The 14,951-nt window shown below is 68.5% G+C and carries 20 protein-coding genes and 3 tRNA genes; 19 read left to right on the forward strand and 4 right to left on the reverse strand.

Annotated elements, in window-relative coordinates:
* The first annotated feature begins 2 nt into the window (after positions 1-2).
* From VNF71_03240 to VNF71_03260, 5 genes are all read left to right on the forward strand, one after another.
* Positions 3-75, forward strand: a tRNA-Thr gene (locus VNF71_03240).
* Between the two features lies 1 nt (position 76).
* Positions 77-153, forward strand: a tRNA-Met gene (locus VNF71_03245).
* Positions 154-192: 39 nt separating this feature from the next.
* Entirely contained in the window at positions 193-357 is a 165-nt protein-coding gene (gene rpmG / locus VNF71_03250) for a 50S ribosomal protein L33 (GenBank protein ID HVA73560.1), read from the forward strand.
* Positions 358-461: 104 nt separating this feature from the next.
* Positions 462-1,082 (forward strand): RNA polymerase sigma factor, encoded by a 621-nt coding sequence (locus VNF71_03255; protein HVA73561.1) that lies wholly within the window; start codon positions 462-464, stop codon positions 1,080-1,082.
* Entirely contained in the window at positions 1,066-1,464 is a 399-nt protein-coding gene (locus VNF71_03260; GenBank protein ID HVA73562.1) for a hypothetical protein, read from the forward strand. Before VNF71_03255 ends, VNF71_03260 begins: the two co-directional genes overlap by 17 nt.
* A gap of 18 nt (positions 1,465-1,482) precedes the next feature.
* Here the strand turns inward: VNF71_03260 and VNF71_03265 are convergent, their stop codons facing one another.
* On the reverse strand, positions 1,483-2,001 hold the full coding sequence (locus tag VNF71_03265) for a MarR family transcriptional regulator (protein ID HVA73563.1): 519 nt from the start codon (positions 1,999-2,001) through the stop codon (positions 1,483-1,485).
* 149 nt (positions 2,002-2,150) lie between these two features.
* Here VNF71_03265 and VNF71_03270 point away from each other — a divergent pair, with 149 nt between their 5' ends.
* The 12 genes from VNF71_03270 (at position 2,151) to VNF71_03325 (ending at position 10,055) form a co-directional block, all read left to right on the forward strand.
* The gene (locus VNF71_03270; protein HVA73564.1) at positions 2,151-2,666 is read left to right on the forward strand and encodes a hypothetical protein; all 516 of its coding nucleotides are present in this window, start codon (positions 2,151-2,153) and stop codon (positions 2,664-2,666) included.
* A gap of 127 nt (positions 2,667-2,793) precedes the next feature.
* Positions 2,794-2,867 (forward strand) — tRNA-Trp (locus VNF71_03275).
* 37 nt (positions 2,868-2,904) lie between these two features.
* Complete coding sequence (gene secE / locus VNF71_03280) at positions 2,905-3,216, forward strand: preprotein translocase subunit SecE (protein ID HVA73565.1); 312 nt, start codon at positions 2,905-2,907, stop codon at positions 3,214-3,216.
* Between the two features lie 257 nt (positions 3,217-3,473).
* Positions 3,474-4,001, forward strand: a complete 528-nt coding sequence (gene nusG, locus VNF71_03285) for a transcription termination/antitermination protein NusG (protein HVA73566.1) — start codon at positions 3,474-3,476, stop codon at positions 3,999-4,001.
* Positions 4,002-4,012: 11 nt separating this feature from the next.
* Positions 4,013-4,438: a 50S ribosomal protein L11 gene (rplK, locus tag VNF71_03290; protein ID HVA73567.1), complete on the forward strand. Its 426-nt coding sequence runs from the start codon at positions 4,013-4,015 to the stop codon at positions 4,436-4,438.
* A 63-nt stretch (positions 4,439-4,501) separates the two neighbouring features.
* Entirely contained in the window at positions 4,502-5,236 is a 735-nt protein-coding gene (gene rplA / locus VNF71_03295; protein ID HVA73568.1) for a 50S ribosomal protein L1, read from the forward strand.
* 10 nt (positions 5,237-5,246) lie between these two features.
* On the forward strand, positions 5,247-5,789 hold the full coding sequence (locus tag VNF71_03300) for a hypothetical protein (GenBank protein HVA73569.1): 543 nt from the start codon (positions 5,247-5,249) through the stop codon (positions 5,787-5,789).
* Positions 5,765-6,091 (forward strand): DUF3817 domain-containing protein, encoded by a 327-nt coding sequence (locus VNF71_03305; GenBank protein HVA73570.1) that lies wholly within the window; start codon positions 5,765-5,767, stop codon positions 6,089-6,091. The genes VNF71_03300 and VNF71_03305 overlap by 25 nt, the downstream gene beginning before the upstream one ends.
* Positions 6,092-6,116: 25 nt before the next feature.
* Positions 6,117-7,028: a sulfite exporter TauE/SafE family protein gene (locus VNF71_03310; GenBank protein HVA73571.1), complete on the forward strand. Its 912-nt coding sequence runs from the start codon at positions 6,117-6,119 to the stop codon at positions 7,026-7,028.
* A gap of 128 nt (positions 7,029-7,156) precedes the next feature.
* Positions 7,157-7,768, forward strand: coding sequence for a 50S ribosomal protein L10 (gene rplJ, locus VNF71_03315; protein HVA73572.1), 612 nt, complete (start codon positions 7,157-7,159; stop codon positions 7,766-7,768).
* A gap of 10 nt (positions 7,769-7,778) precedes the next feature.
* Positions 7,779-8,165: a 50S ribosomal protein L7/L12 gene (gene rplL / locus VNF71_03320; protein ID HVA73573.1), complete on the forward strand. Its 387-nt coding sequence runs from the start codon at positions 7,779-7,781 to the stop codon at positions 8,163-8,165.
* A gap of 327 nt (positions 8,166-8,492) precedes the next feature.
* Positions 8,493-10,055 (forward strand): hypothetical protein, encoded by a 1,563-nt coding sequence (locus VNF71_03325; GenBank protein HVA73574.1) that lies wholly within the window; start codon positions 8,493-8,495, stop codon positions 10,053-10,055.
* 57 nt (positions 10,056-10,112) lie between these two features.
* Here VNF71_03325 and VNF71_03330 read toward each other — a convergent pair whose 3' ends face one another.
* Positions 10,113-10,976 carry a DivIVA domain-containing protein gene (locus VNF71_03330; GenBank protein ID HVA73575.1) on the reverse strand — a complete coding sequence of 288 codons (864 nt, stop codon included), beginning with the start codon at positions 10,974-10,976 and terminating at the stop codon, positions 10,113-10,115.
* A 118-nt stretch (positions 10,977-11,094) separates the two neighbouring features.
* The gene (locus VNF71_03335; protein ID HVA73576.1) at positions 11,095-12,330 is read right to left on the reverse strand and encodes a PQQ-binding-like beta-propeller repeat protein; all 1,236 of its coding nucleotides are present in this window, start codon (positions 12,328-12,330) and stop codon (positions 11,095-11,097) included.
* A 276-nt stretch (positions 12,331-12,606) separates the two neighbouring features.
* Between VNF71_03335 and VNF71_03340 the strand changes: the two genes are divergently transcribed.
* Together VNF71_03340 and VNF71_03345 are read left to right on the forward strand one after the other, a co-directional pair.
* A complete protein-coding gene (locus tag VNF71_03340; protein ID HVA73577.1) occupies positions 12,607-13,380 on the forward strand; it encodes a dienelactone hydrolase family protein in 774 nt (257 codons plus the stop codon).
* Positions 13,381-13,382: 2 nt separating this feature from the next.
* Positions 13,383-13,655, forward strand: a complete 273-nt coding sequence (locus VNF71_03345; protein HVA73578.1) for a DUF6295 family protein — start codon at positions 13,383-13,385, stop codon at positions 13,653-13,655.
* A gap of 195 nt (positions 13,656-13,850) precedes the next feature.
* On the opposite strand, the gene VNF71_03350 is transcribed toward VNF71_03345, so the two are convergent.
* Positions 13,851-14,930, reverse strand: coding sequence for a type IV pilus twitching motility protein PilT (locus tag VNF71_03350; protein ID HVA73579.1), 1,080 nt, complete (start codon positions 14,928-14,930; stop codon positions 13,851-13,853).
* Positions 14,931-14,951 lie beyond the last annotated feature (21 nt).

A 14,951-nucleotide genomic window follows, 5' to 3' on the forward strand; every position in this document is an offset into this window, starting at 1 on the left:
GCGCCCCCTTAGCTCAGTCGGCAGAGCACAGCCATGGTAAGGCTGGTGTCGTCGGTTCGATTCCGACAGGGGGCTCGGCGGCGTAGCTCAGTTGGTCAGAGCACTCGGCTCATAATCGAGTTGTCGTCGGTTCAAGTCCGACCGCCGCTACCACACGAAACCGCAGGTCAACGCAGGGAGAGGGCCCCATCCGTGGCTAAGAACGAGAAGCGTGTAAAGGTGACGCTCGCATGCGACGTGTGCAAGCGACGCAACTACATCACGATGAAGAACAAGCAGAACGACCGCGAGCGCATCGAGATGAAGAAGTACTGCCGCTGGGATCGCCAGCACACGCTCCACAAGGAGACGAGGTAATCCAGCCCGAGCACTCCACATCCGTTGAGAGAGGCGCTCGTCGGCGCGCGGGCAAGCAGCGCGCGAGGGTCGTCCCGCTGCGGGGCGACGACCTCGGGCCGCTCGTGGAGTCGGCGCGCGGCGGCGACCGCGCCGCGGTGGACGAGCTCGTACGGATCACCTATGCCGACACCTACACCCTCGCGTACCGGCTCACCGGCCACGAGGACGACGCCCGGGACGTCGTGCAGGAGGCGTACCTCCGGGCGTACCGGGGCCTGCGTCGCTTCCGGGGGGACTCGCAGTTCACGACCTGGCTGTACAGGATCACCGCCAACTGCTCCGCCAACCTGCTCGCCAAACGGGCCCGAACGCGCACCGAGGCGCTACCCGATGACGCCCCCATCATCGACGGCTGCCCCGACCGCGACCCCGAGGAGCGCTTCGCCGGCGAAACCGAGCGGGCCCGCGTAGCCGGGGCCCTCGCCCTGCTCCCGTGGAAGCTGCGCCAGGTGATCGTCCTGCGCGACATCTACGACCTGCCGCACGGGTCCATCGCTTCGGAGCTCGGCATTTCAGAAGCGGCGGCGAAGGTCCGGCTGCACCGCGCCCGCCGGCGGCTGAAGGAAGTGCTCAGCGAGGCCGGAGACGCAACCGGCTCCGGGGAACCAGGTACCGCCCGGGAGGACCTTGCCGGCGCAGATCGACGAACGCGGGAGGAGTCCAGCGATGCGATCGCTAGCTGAGATCGTCTCACTGCGAACACCTGCCTGCGACCGGGTCGCTGCCGTGCTCCCCGCGATCGCGGCGGGCGAGGAACCGGTCGGCGTGCAGCTCCCCGCCGGCATCGTCGCATCGGAGCACGTGTCCGAATGCCTCCGCTGCCAGGCCGAGCTGTCCGCGTACCGCCGACTGCTCGAACACCTGCGTGCCATGCGCCACGACGAGATCGCCCCGCATGAGGGGGCCCTCCCCGAGCTGCTGCGGGCGATGGCCGAGCAGCGGTTTGCGTCGACGTGGGCGGTCAAGGCGGCCTACGTGGGCGGCATCACCGTCGCCACTGCCGCCGCCGGCGCCGCAGGTGTGCTCGTGTGGATGAGCCGCCGGCGTCTCGCGCCGGCGAGCTAAAGAGGTTCTGCGAGCCTCTTAGGCGCCGGCCCCCTGGCGGAGGTCGATCTCCTCACCGTCGCGCATGGCGTCGCGCAGCGCGGCGGCGACCATCTGCTTGCGTGAATCGCTGAGCTGGTTCAGTTCGCACCGTCCCGCGACAGCCAGCCAGACCTGGTTGTCCAACGTCTCGCCAGCCTCGGTGAGCGCGACGCACCTCACCCTGCGATCCTCGGGGTGGGGCCGGCGCTCGACCAGCCCCCGGGCCTCGAGCCGGTCGACCAGACCGGTCAGGTTGGACGCCTCGCAGTTCATCTGGATCGCCAGCCGGCGCATCGGGCTGGGGCCGTGCCGAAGCCGTCGCAGAACGTCGAGTTGGGGGATGCTCAGCCCCTCCTCTTCTCCGACTTCCCGCACGGTCTGGCGGGTGCGGTCCATCAACTCCACGACCAGCCCGGCGAGACGCAGGTCGGTGGCCCCACCGGCCGTGCCGGGTTGGTCGCCGCTACCGGCGGTGCGGGCGGTTTCGACCGCTTCGGCAGGAGCGGGTGAGGTCATGGTTCGTACAGTACCGGAGGCCGCAAGAAAATTCATTTGACAAAATGAAGTTTCGAGGTTCTAAATGGACGGTGGGCCCGCCGGTCCCCCCGACATTTCGGCGGTGTCCCAAATGTGCCCCCAAAGCTCCTGCCCCAAGGGAGTCAATGATGCCCGCCACCCCGCTACCCGACCCGTTCCGGCGGCTTTCCTGGCTGGACCGCCGGCGATGGTCGCTCCACGCGCGCCGCGTGGTCCGGGAGTTCGAGGCCGAGACGCTCGCGGATCTTCGCTCGCTGGCCGGTTCCGGCGTACAGCTCGACTGGATGTCCGAGCGGTCGGCGAAGACGCTCGAGGGGACCGCCGGGACGGCGCCCGGGCTCGCCGGGCCGGTCGAGTTCAGCGCAGGAGGCAAGCGCGTCGTCGTCGCGGCCGTGTGGGCGCCGGCGTGGGAGTCCCTGGTCGGGGCGTGGCGCGGCGCGGCGGTGACCCTCGCCGGCGCCGGCCGCTACCACCGCTCCTGGGTGCTCCGCTTCCGGGTTGCCGTCGCGTCGGGCCCGCAGGCCGGCGCCGCCCGGGAGTTCGTGCTGCTCGGCTCACGGGTCCGCTTGCTCGACCACTGGGGCGGCCAGGCGCGCGACGGAGGGGTGTTCGGCCTCCCGCTGACGCCCGCAGCGCTCGTCTGACCTGCGGCTCGCGCCGGAGCACCCTTCGGCCTTTGGCGGCGTGACCGCGCCGGCAGCCAAACCTGGTGCTGGTGCTATCCTCGGAACCTTGTAAGGCCCCCGACCAAAGCAGACCACCACCCTGCAGAGGGCAGTAGCTCAATTTGGCAGAGCACCGGTCTCCAAAACCGGCGGTTGGGGGTTCGAGTCCCTCCTGCCCTGCAAGCCCGACTCCCGTGAGAAGGTCCCACACGTGAGCATGAACCGACAACAGAGGCGTTCCCTGCAGCGCCAGGGGCAAGTGAGCGAAGACGGCACGCCCGAGGCCAACCGTCCCGAGCCGCCCGAGCGCCGGCCCGCGCGGGTGGTCGCCGGCGCGCCCCGCCGGCGCACCTCGCCCCGCCAGTTCCTCCACGAGGTGAACGTGGAGATGCGCAAGGTCGCCTGGCCCACACGGGCGGAGACGATCAACTACTCGACGGTCGTGTTCGTCACCCTGGCTATCCTGATGGCCCTCATCTTCGGCTTGGACCTGGGCTTCTCCAAGCTGGCCGTATTCCTCTTCAAGTAGCGGGAATGACAGACAACTTCGCAACCAATGATGACGACGCGTTCGCCGCCGAGGCGAGCGACCAGACAGCGATCGCCGTGGACGACGCCGCCGACGGTGCGGGCGCGCCCGACAGCGGCGTGGCCGCGCTCGAAGCCAGCGCGGCGGAGACCGCCGGTGGGGAGGAGCAGCCGGCCGATGGCGAAGTGGAGGAGGGCGCCGAACAGGCCAAGCCGGCAGCCCCGGAGAGCGCCTACGACCGTCCCGGGCAGTGGTTCGTGATCCACAGCTACGCGGGCTACGAGAACAAGGTGAAGTCCAATCTCGAGAGCCGCATCGCCTCCATGAACATGGAGGAGCGGATCTTCGAGGTCGTCATCCCGATGGAAGACGTCATCGAGTTCAAGAACGGCAAGAAGCAGGTCGTCTCGAAGAAGGTCTTCCCCGGCTATCTGATGGTGCGCATGTACCTCGACGACGACTCGTGGTACGTGGTCCGCAACACGCCGGGGGTCACCGGGTTCGTCGGCCTCGGAGCGCGCCCGACCCCGCTCACCCGCCGCGAGGTGGAGAACATCCTCCAAGTCAAGCCGGAGGAGGGCGAGGGAGCCGGCGTCAAGAAGAGCCGCCCGCGCCTGGAGTACGAACTGGGCGAATCGGTGCGCGTGCGAGAGGGGCCGTTCGCGGACTTCAGCGGCACCATCGCCGAGATCAACGAAGACCAGCTCAAGCTCAAGGTCCTCGTCAACATCTTCGGGCGGGAGACGCCCGTCGAACTTGACTTCGCCCAGGTGGCGAAGCTCTAACAGGAGTCCAGATGGCAAAGAGGCGCGTAACCGCCATAGTCAAGATCCAGCTGCCCGCCGGGAAGGCCACCCCTGCGCCGCCCGTCGGAACCGCGCTCGGCCCGCACGGCGTGCAGACGATGGAGTTCGTCAAGCAGTACAACGCCGCGACCGAGGACAAGGTCGGTCAGGTGATCCCGGTGGAGATCACCATCTTCGAGGACCGGTCATTCACCTTCGTGCTGAAGACGCCCCCGACCGCCGTCCTGATCCGCCAGGCAGCGGGCGTCGAGAAGGGTGCCAAGACCACCGGACGTGAGACGGCAGGGACGATCACCGACGCGCAGCTGACGGAGATCGCCCAGATCAAGATGCCCGATCTCAACGCCAACGACCTCGAATCCGCCAAGGCACAGGTAGCGGGCTCGGCGCGATCGATGGGCATCAAGGTCGGATAATCCACCCGGCGAGGCGCAGGAATACCTCACCCCGCCCGCCCTGAACCAAGAGGGAGACAGACCATGTCGCAAAAAGGTAAGAAGTACGAGGACGCCGCCAAGCGCTTCGACCGCACCCGCGCTTACCCGCCCGCCGAGGCGGTGGAGCTGGTGAGGAGCCTGGCGCCGGCGAAGTTCGACGAGACCGTAGAACTGGCGCTTCGCCTGGGAATCGACCCGCGCAAGGCCGACCAGATGATCCGCGGCACCGTCGCGCTGCCATCCGGGACGGGCAAGTCGGTGCGCGTCGCGGTGTTCGCAGCCGGCCCCGCCGCCGAAGAGGCGCGCGCCGCCGGTGCCGACGTCGTCGGAGCTGATGACCTGGTTGCTCGCGTCGACGGAGGTTTCATGGACTTCGACGTCGCGATCGCGACACCCGAGCTGATGGGCCAGGTTGGACGGCTCGGCCGCAAGCTCGGCCCCCGCGGGCTCATGCCCAACCCCAAGACAGGGACCGTCACGACCGACGTCGGTAAGGCGGTGACCGACTTCAAGGGCGGCCGGGTCGAGTACCGCGCGGATACCCGTTCCCGCGGCGTCGTGCAGGTGCCGATAGGCAAGGTGAGCTTCACCCGGCCGCAGCTGCTCGCCAACCTCCGGGCAGTTGTCGATGAGGTCAACCGTGCCAAGCCGGCGGCGGCGAAGGGCCGCTACATCAAATCGGTGTCGTTGAGCTCGACAATGGGCCCGGGCGTGGACATCGACCCGGCGACCCTGCGGATCACCGACGAGGACCTGGTAGACGCCGGCGCGTCCTAGCATTCAAGCTGTGAAGCAGTGGGTGACCCCGCGGGCGCTGCTGCTGCACCTGGCGTTCCTCCTGATCGCCGCCGGCTGCCTGACGGCGGGGTGGTGGCAGGTGCAGCGGGCGATGCAGGGCAACACGCTCAGCTACCTGTACTCGGTCGAGTGGCCGGCGTTCGTGGTCGTTGCGGGCATCGGCTGGTTCCAGATGGTCCGCGACACCCCCGAGGACATAGAGAAAAGACGCCGGTTCCGCGCTCAGATGCGAGCTGCCAGTGCCGAGGTCGTCGCGCGAACCCTGCCTAGGTCGGCGTTCGCGATCGAGGTCGGGTCAACGCAGTCCGGGTCGCGCGTGCTCGGGGCGGCGGAGGAGCGGCGCGCCCTGACCGACCCGGCGCTGGACGGCGGCGGTGACACTGCGATAGCGGTACGGACCGAGGCGACGCTGGTCCCGCCCGACCCCGGTGAAGACCTGCCGGCGGACGAGATGACCGAGTACAACCGCTACCTGGCGCTGCTCGCCGTGAAAGGGAAGGCAAAGACGTGGCGCAACCCGCGCGGGCTCTGATCGGCAAGCGGCCCGAGGCCGCGCTGGCTCGCTACAGGGTGATGTCCTACGTGGTCGGCGTGATGCTGATCATCGTGTTCTGCGCCATCCCGTTCGACTCCGTCGAGAGCGTGGTCGGGCCGATACACGGGGTCTTCTACATCGTCTACCTGATCACGGTCCTCGACGTGTTCGTGAGATGGCGCCTGCGCTTGCCGACGCTCCTGGCCATGGTCGCCGGGGGGTGGGTTCCCTTCCTGGCGTTCATCGTGGAGCGCTGGGTGCACCGGCGGCTAACCAACCTTTCCGGTATTGTTGATTGATTAAGTCCGGTATAGAGTGCCGGATGTGCACATCGACTGGTGGCAGACCCTCGCCGGCGGGTTGGTGGGGATCATGGTCGGGATCACCGGGATGGGCGGCGGGGCGCTGCTCACCCCGCTCCTGATCCTCGTGTTCGGGATCAACCCGGGGACCGCAGTATCGAGTGACCTGCTGACGTCGCTGATCATGCGCCCGGTAGGTGGAGCGGTCCATGTTCGGCGTCGGACGGTGGCATGGCGGCTCGTGGGTTGGCTCTGCCTGGGCTCGGTCCCGGCGGGGTTCTCCGGCGTGCTCGTCCTGCGCGCTCTCGGCAATGGCCACGAAGTCCAGCGCGACGTGCAGCTGGCCATCGCCTGGGCGCTGGTTGCGGCGGTGGCGTCGATCGTCTTGAAGGCCGCCATCGGGTCGCGACGCTCCGGCGCGGGAGCGGTTCGGCGGCATGCCAGCGATGTGAGACCCAGGCCACTGCCCACGGTCGCGGTCGGCGTCGCCGGCGGGTTCATGGTGGGGATGACCTCGGTGGGATCGGGTTCGCTCATGGTCGTGCTTCTGCTGGCGTTGTACCCGAGGCTCGCAGCCAAGAGTCTCGTGGGGACCGACCTGGTTCAGGCGGTCCCTCTCATTGCGGCAGCCACCCTCGGGCACGCCCTGTACGGCCACATAAGCCTCGGGTTGACGGCCTCGCTGGTGATCGGGAGCGTGCCGGGCATCTACCTCGGGGCGCGGCTTTCGTCGAGCGCCCCCGAGGGCCTGATCCGCCCGGCGCTGGTGATCGTGCTGACCGCCACAGCGCTGAAGATGCTCGGGGTGGCGACGGAAACCGTGCTGTGGGCCGCGGCCGGTTTCTGCGTGGCGGCCCTGATCGCAGCCGCGGTGCTGGCCCTTCGCCGGGCGGGAACGCGGGCCGCTATGATGGTCGAGCTTTCCAAGCCGTAGACATCCGGTGCGCCCCCGGGCGCCTAAGCGGGCGATGAGCCCGGCCTGACGAGGCGACGAGGTATCCCCCCTCCCGGGGTGTGCCCGCCCGCGCGCCAGGCAGCACACGTGAAGGAGGAGGTGACCAGTTGGAGAATCCGAGACCGGAGAAGGTGGCGGTCGTCGAGGAAGTGCGCCAGCACTTCGCCGATTCGGACGCCGCGATCCTGACCGAGTACCGCGGGCTGAAGGTCCAGGACCTGGCGGGCCTGCGGAGGACCCTTCGCACCAACGGCGGCGAGTACAAGATCTTCAAGAACACGCTCGTCCGCCTCGCTGCCAAGCAGTCTGGGCTCGAGGAGCTCGAGAGCCTGCTGGAGGGGCCGACGGGCATAACGTTCGTGAGCGGCGACGCCGCGGCCGTTGCCAAGTCGCTGCGTGAGTACGCGAGGACCAACCCGCTGCTCGTCATCAAAGGCGGCGTCCTCGGCGACAAGGTCATCGGACCGAGGGAAACCACCGCCTTGGCGGACCTGCCCTCGCGCGACGTGCTGCTCGCACACCTCGCCGGTGCGATGGCAGCGCCGTTGCAGCAGCTCGCCGGCCTGATGCAGGCGCTCCCGCGCAACATGGCGTACGGGCTCGCTGCCCTGCGTGACAAGAAGGCGGCCGAAAGCGACGGTGCAGCCGCGGCGGAGGTCGCCGAACCGGCCGCCGAGACCGCAGAACAGACCACGGACGAAACACAGACCCAGGAGTAGGAGCACCAACATGGCAACCAAAGAAGAGATCCTCGACAGCATCGCCGCACTCACCGTTCTCGAGCTTTCCGAGCTGCTGAAGGACTTCGAGGAGCGCTTCGGCGTCACCGCAGCCGCGCCCGTCGCGGTGGCCGCGGCCCCCGCAGCCGGCGGCGGCGCTGGCGAACCGGCAGCGGAGGAGGAGCAAGACGAGTTCGACGTCATCCTGGCGTCCGCCGGCGACAAGAAGATCCAGGTGATCAAGGAGGTGCGTTCGCTCACGAACCTCGGCCTGAAGGAGGCCAAGGATCTCGTCGATGCCGCGCCCAAGCCGGTGCTCGAGAAGGTGAGCAAGGAAGACGCCGAGAAGGCCAAGGCGCAGCTCGAGGGAGCCGGCGCCACCGTCGAGCTCAAGTAGCGCGACCGACGCTCTTTGAGAGGACGGGGGCCGACTTGGGCCCCCGTCCTCTTGTTTTTCGGGTTTGGGCATGCCCCCGCGCGGCAAGCACGGGGTTCCGAGTCGGCACCATTAGCCCAGAATGCACTCAAGCAGGGAATTGAACGGCGTGCCCTGAGAGGGGGCGAACGCGCCGGTCTCGCGCCTTCTCGCATGACCGCATTTTCCGAGATAGCGCGTCTCTCGACTTCGGGACGGGCCGTGTCTTTTGCGCCCAGGGGCTAGTCATACAGAGCCGGACAAAACGACCTTCTAACCATTCGCCTAGTCATTGCCCGATAGGCAGGCATGGCTATCGGAGAATTCACGGGGGCGGACCGAGGGCCCGCTGCCCTCGAATCACGCAAGGTAAGAGCTCTTGGCGCTGCGGTCGCGGCACTGCTGGCTCTCGGTGTTGGCGGCGTCACCGCGCTCGGCGTTTCAGCCCGCAGGAGCCCTGCGGTGGGCAGCACTCTGGCGCCGGCGGCGACCTCCAACCTGCAACCCGGACCGAGCCTCACCGGCGCGCGCGTTCGGGGCACGCAGGGTGCGCGCGCGGCCGGCGAGGCGATCCGCCCCGGTGGCAACGGATACTGGACGGCATACGGCAACGGCGCGGTGGTCGCCAACTCGCCGGCGCCCGTGCTCGGAGACATGGCGGGCACACGGCTCTCGAAACCCGTAGTGGAAATGTCCGAGACGCCTGACAACAACGGCTACTGGTTGGTGGCTTCGGATGGTGGCGTGTTCAACTTCGGCGACGCCGGCTATTTCGGGTCGACTGGCAACATCAAGTTGAACAGGCCGGTGGTAGGTATGGCGTCGACTCCGGATGGTCATGGCTACTGGTTGGTGGCTTCGGATGGCGGGGTGTTCAGCTTCGGTGATGCTGGCTATTTCGGGTCGACTGGCAACATCAAGTTGAACAGGCCGGTGGTAGGTATGGCGTCGACTCCCGATGGTCACGGCTACTGGTTGGTGGCTTCGGATGGTGGCGTGTTCAACTTCGGCGACGCCGGCTTCTACGGGTCCACCGGATCCGTGAAGTTGAACCAACCCGTGGTGGGCGTGGCGTCTTCGCCCGACGGGAGCGGCTACTGGCTGGTTGCCTCCGACGGCGGCATCTTCACCTTCGGCGACGCCGCTTTCCACGGCTCGGCCGCCAACAGCTACCCGCAAGCCGGCGAGCATGCCATCGGCGTCGCCTCCGCCGGCGGCGGCGGTTACTGGATCGAAAACGACGCCGGAGCCGTGACCTCCATGGACGCCCCAGTGGCCGCGTCGTCCGCACCGACCGCCCAGGGCGGGTCGCCGATGCCGGTCAACGAGGACCCTTCCCAGTCCGAGCCTCCGTCATCCGACTTCTACTCCGCCTGCTTCGGGAGTTCGTACAGTGCTTCGGCGTGTGATCAATCGGCGCTCTCCAACGTCGACAACGCACTTGCCAGCGAGGGATACGGCCCGCTGTCGCTGCCGTCCAACTACTCGAACCTGTCGATCGCGGCGCAGCTGATCGCGGTGGCCAACGCCGAGCGCACCGTCCGGGGTCTGCCGGCGATGCCGGAGAACGGCAGTCTCGACTCGAGGGCGTACCAGGGAGCGCAGGCGGGCAGCGACCCCACCGGCCCGTCGGGCTACGCGTGGGGATCCAACCTCGCCATGGGATACCCGACCGCCCTGTCAGCCGACTACGTGTGGATGTACGACGACGGGACCAACAGCCCCAACGTGGACTGCCAATCGGCCGGGGACTCGGGCTGCTGGGGGCACCGCCACAACATCCTCATACAAGGCGGCGGCCACGCCGGAGCCGCCCTCTACGACAACGGCGGATCTCCAAACCTCACCCAGCTCTTCGTCGTCAACTACTGATCCCCAAACCTCCCGCCGGTACCGCCTTGGCCCCTGGCGGTGCCGGCGGGCGCGTGTTCACCCTTCGACGGCGTCTCCGCCGGTACCCCAGTTGACCCAGGCCTCGAGCTTCTCCTCGTAGTCCTCGTCGTCGTCGCTGCCGGCCGGGACAGGCGCGTGCGCGTCCTCGTCGTGCGCGTCGCTGAGGTCGACCGCGGCCGTGGGCTCAGGCTCGGAGAGGGCTGCGTCTTTCTCCTCTGGCTCTTCGGCCTCGGCGTCCGGGATGATGCCGAGTGCTGTGGCGAGCGAGTCGCGCAGGTCGTTGAGAGTGCGGTGCGCTGCGGTCCGCTGATCCGAGAGGCGCGCCATCTCGGTGTCGAACGCCTCACGCGTCGCCTTCTGCTCGGCGGCCATGCGCGCCTCCTCTGCGCGGGTGTGGGAGATGACCTGCTCTGCCCATTGCTCGATCTGGCGGGTGCGCGCAGCAGCGCGGCTGTCGGCTTCGGCCACGATGTCGGAGGCTTCGGCCCGCGCCGCGGCCTCGATCCGGCGCGCCTGCTCCTCGGCGCGCGAGGTAGCCGAACGCACCAGCTGCTCGGCGTTCTCGGCGCGCTGCTCGGCCGCTGTGACGATCTCTGCCGCGCGCGTCTCTGCACGCATGACGGTCTCCTCGGCGGTCTCCTCGGCCTGGCGCAGCAGGATCCCGATCCGCTCGCCGACGGCCAAGCCTGAGCGAGGCTTCTCGGAGCTCAGCCGGTCCTCGAGCTCCTTGATGCGGGCGTTGAGCCGGTTGATGTGGGACTGCAGCTGGCGGGTGTGCTCCTCTGCGGAGTCCACCTGCTCCAAGGCTTCGGCCAGGGAGTCGAGGTACTCGTCGACCTCCTCCCGGTCGTATCCGCGGAGGCTCACCGTGAACGATGGGTTGTGGGTCTTGGTCTCCATGGGGACTCCCTCGTTTGGCGCGGCACTGCTCGACGACCGCCCACGGTTCCCGCCGGGAGCCTTCCCCGCCCCTCATCCTCGCTTATCAAGCATTTGCGCGCAAGCACCCGCCGGCTCGTCAGGCCCCGCGGAATGCCTCGACGCGGTCGCCGGCAGGCACGAAGAGTGTCCCGCCGTGCGCGGCGAGGGTCGGGAAGGACCCCGCGATCGTGATCGCGTGCGTGTAAGTGAGCGCACCGGTCCGCGCGTCGAACCCGTCGAGGTGCCCGCCTCGGTCTACGGCCCATACGACGCCGCCGGCAACGACGGGCGGGCCGGGCCTGAGCGACGTGGCTTTCCACAGGACGCCGATGCTTCCCGCGTCGACCCGCAGCGCGTAGAGCCCGTCGAAGCAGGAGAGGAAGACGGTGGTGCCTGCAACCGCCGTTCCCCCGAAACCGCCGGCGCAGACCTTCGTGGTGTCGATGGCGCGCAGGTCGGGACCGAGCAGGTAAGCGACGCCCTCCTTGCCGACCTGGAGCAAGTCTCCGCCGGCGGTGATCGCCGGCGACGTTGACCCGAGGTCGCCGTCGGTCTCCGAGAGCGTCTCGAAGTCCGGCGCGGTGAAGGTGCCGACGACGGTGAGGTCGGGCGCGAGGCGGATGACGCTGTTGGCGTCGCCGGGCGGGTTCACCGGCAGGCCGTTGCCGGTGGTCACCAGGAGGTCGCCGGCGCTGTCGACGACCGCGCCCGGCGGAGCCCAGATTCCCGCCCGGGCCGCCGGGGTGGTGTAGGTGACCGGTCGCGGCGCGCTGTTCTTGGTCGAGAAGCCGACGAGCTGGCCGTGATAGTCGCCGCAGTCGCCGTAAAGCCCTCCGTAGGGGATGTAGACGCGGTCGTGGGCGAGTGCGAGCGCGCCGCGCTGCTGTTCGGTGGCCGGGTTCGAGCCGGCGGGGTCTGCGGGCCGTGATGCGGCAATGCTCCCGTCTGTGAGGCGCAGCGCCCAGAGTGTGTGCTTCGCCGGCAACCCGGAAAAGGTCACCACCCAGACCAACCCCGATGCCGGGTCGATCACCGGTGTGCCCGTGATTCCCGATGGGTCGATGTCACCGCACGGCAGCGACGAGCCGCTCACGGGGCTCGAGAGGTGGCGGCGCCATTGGATGATGCCGTCTGAGGGGTTGAGGGAGTAGACGGAGTCGTCCTCAGTGGCCACGACGACGGCCTGGCTCGTGACGAGCGGCTGCGCGTAGACGGCGCCGTCGAGGGTTGGGCTGGTCCAGGACAGCCGAATCTTGCCGGCGGGTGGCGATGTCGGATCGTCGGCGCTGCGCTGAGCGTCGTGGCCGTAGGTGAACCAGCCAGACTGCGCCACCGGCCCAGGTTCTTTGTTCGCCCCCGGTGCAGCCGTCGCTCCCGGTGCAGCCGTCGCACGTGTCGTCTGCGGTGGCGCTGTGCGAACCGGGCCGCCGGGTTGGGTCGAGGAGCACCCTGCTGTGGCGGCGGCCGTGATCAGGGAGATGGCTGTTAGCTGCCGGCGCACGACTACAGGATCCCAGAGGACCCGTCGCTTGTGCGGGCTGCTCTAGTGGGAGCGGCGGGTACCACGACTAGACATACGGAAGTTCGAGACGACGAACCAGGAGGTCCAATGAGCGACGCCGCACCGAATGACGGCCTGATCGCTGGAACCGTGACCATCACGGGCGCCGGCGGTGACCCGATCGAGGCCTACCTGGCCCAGCCCACCGGTGACGACGCCCCGTACGGCGGGGTGGTGGTCATCCACCACATGCCCGGCTACGACGAGGCGACCAAGGAGATCACCCGTCGTTTCGCTCATCACCGCTACATCGCCATCTGCCCCAACCTGTACACACGGGAGGCCCCGGGGGCCGACCCGGACGACGCGGCGGCCGCGGCGCGCGCCGCCGGCGGGGTTGCGGACGAGCGGTTGCTCGGCGACGTCGGCGGTGCAGCCGACTATGTGAGATCGCTGCCGGCGTCGAACGGCAAGGTGGGGACGATCGGGTATTGCTCGGGGGGGAGGCAGTCGTTTCTGGCGGCCTGCAGCCTTGCGCTCGATGCCGCTGCGGATTGCTACGGCGCCTTCGTGGTCTCGCGACCCCCGGAGGGATTGCCCTTGAAGGTCGGCCCGGTCGCCCACCTCGCGCCTCATCTTGGCTGCCCGCTGCTCGGGCTGTTCGGGGCGGAGGACAAGTATCCGGCGTCCGAGGAGACCGAGGCGCTGGCCGCCATGTTGAAAGAAGCAGGCAAGGACTTCGAGTTCCACACGTTCGACAACGCCGGACACGGGTTCTTTTCCGTGGATCGCCCCAGCTACCGCCAGGAGGCGGCGCAGGAGGGCTGGGCGATGATCTGGGACTTCTTCGGGCGGCACCTCGCCGGCGGCAGGGCGGCCTGATCGTGTGCACTTACGAGACCGTCAACGTCGAGGCGACGGGCAGCGGCAAAGGCGCCAGCGGCTGGTTCAAGCTGGCGCGCGCGACGGTGTACTTCGATCACCCGGTCCACGCCCAAGCGGAGCACACCCTCAACATCGACCTTGCCAACCCGCAGCTGGGGCCATCAGCGCGGGTCGCCCTGGAGCTCGACCCGTCGTCGGCCCGGGCACTCGCCGGCGCGATCCTCGAGATCCTGGACTCGGCGCCGGCGGCGCCTCTCGCCGGCGGGAGTTGAAGCGCTCCCGGCCGGGTGGCCGATCGATGCGGGTGGCCGATCGATGCGGGTGGCCCGATCGATGCGAGTGGGTAGCCCAAGTATCGAAATTCGATAGCTGGATTACCCAGTAGTCCCGCCGGCGCCCGTTCCGCCACGGGCGCCGGCGTCTCCGCCCGCCGAACCGGGGAACTCGGACGTGTTTACGGGAGGGTTCTAGACCGCGAGGACCCCTGCAGTTTCCAGCGCGACGCGCAGGTCGTGCGGGTTGGTGGAGGCGGCCAGCGCAGAGCGCAGCGAAATAGTGCCGCTCTTGACCAGCCCGAAGAGGCTCTGGTCGAAGGTCTGCATGCCGAGGTACTCGCCGTCCGATATCTGCTCCTCGATCGAGTCGCCGCTGGCGGCGGGCTCGATGATCTTGTCGGCGATCCGTCCGGTGACCACCATCGCCTCTATCGCCGCAGCGCGGCCTTCTCCGCTGGCCAGCGGAACCAGGCGCTGGGAGATCACGCCCTTGAGGACACCGGCGAGTGTGAGTCGCACCTGGCGCTGCTGGTAGGAGGGGAAGAAGTCGACGATGCGGTTGACCGTGTCGGTCGCGTTGGCGGTGTGGAGGGTCGACAGGACCAGGTGGCCGGTCTCGGCAGCGCTCAAGGCCGCGTTGACGGTCTCGGTGTCGCGCATCTCGCCGATGAAGATGACGTCGGGATCCTGGCGCAGCACCCGGCGCATCGCCTGCGAGTAGTCCTCGGTGTCGGTGCCGATCTCGCGCTGCCAGATGACCGAGCGCTTGTCGCTGTGGATGACCTCGATCGGGTCCTCGATCGTGACGATCTTGCACGCGCGTGTGCTGTTGATGTGGTCGATCATCGCGGCGAGGGTGGTCGTCTTGCCCGAACCGGTCGGTCCGGTCACCAGGATCATCCCCCGGTGCTCGTTGGCGAGGCGGGTGACGATCGGGGGGAGCCCCAGCTCGTCGGCAGTGACGGCGACCGGCAGCACGCGGCGCAAGACGATGGCCGCGCTACCGCGCTGCCTGCACGCGTTGCCGCGAAATCGCCCGACTCCGGTGATCGAAAGAGAGAAGTCGGCCTCACCGGTGCGCTCGTACTCGGCGTAGCGGTCGCTGGGGAGCACCTTGGCCAGCATCGCTTGAATGGTTCCGGCGCTCACCGGGGGGAATGGCGCCGGGCGCAGGTCGGAATTGACTCGCACCCGGGGCGGGCTGTTCGCGCCAAGGTGCAGGTCCGAACCTCCCTGCTCGATCAGGTGGGACAGGATTGATGCTAGGTCCACCCGCGGGTTATCGGCAGGGTG

The sequence above is a fragment of the Acidimicrobiales bacterium genome (genome assembly GCA_035533095.1).
Lineage (GTDB): Bacteria > Actinomycetota > Acidimicrobiia > Acidimicrobiales > Palsa-688 > DATLUM01.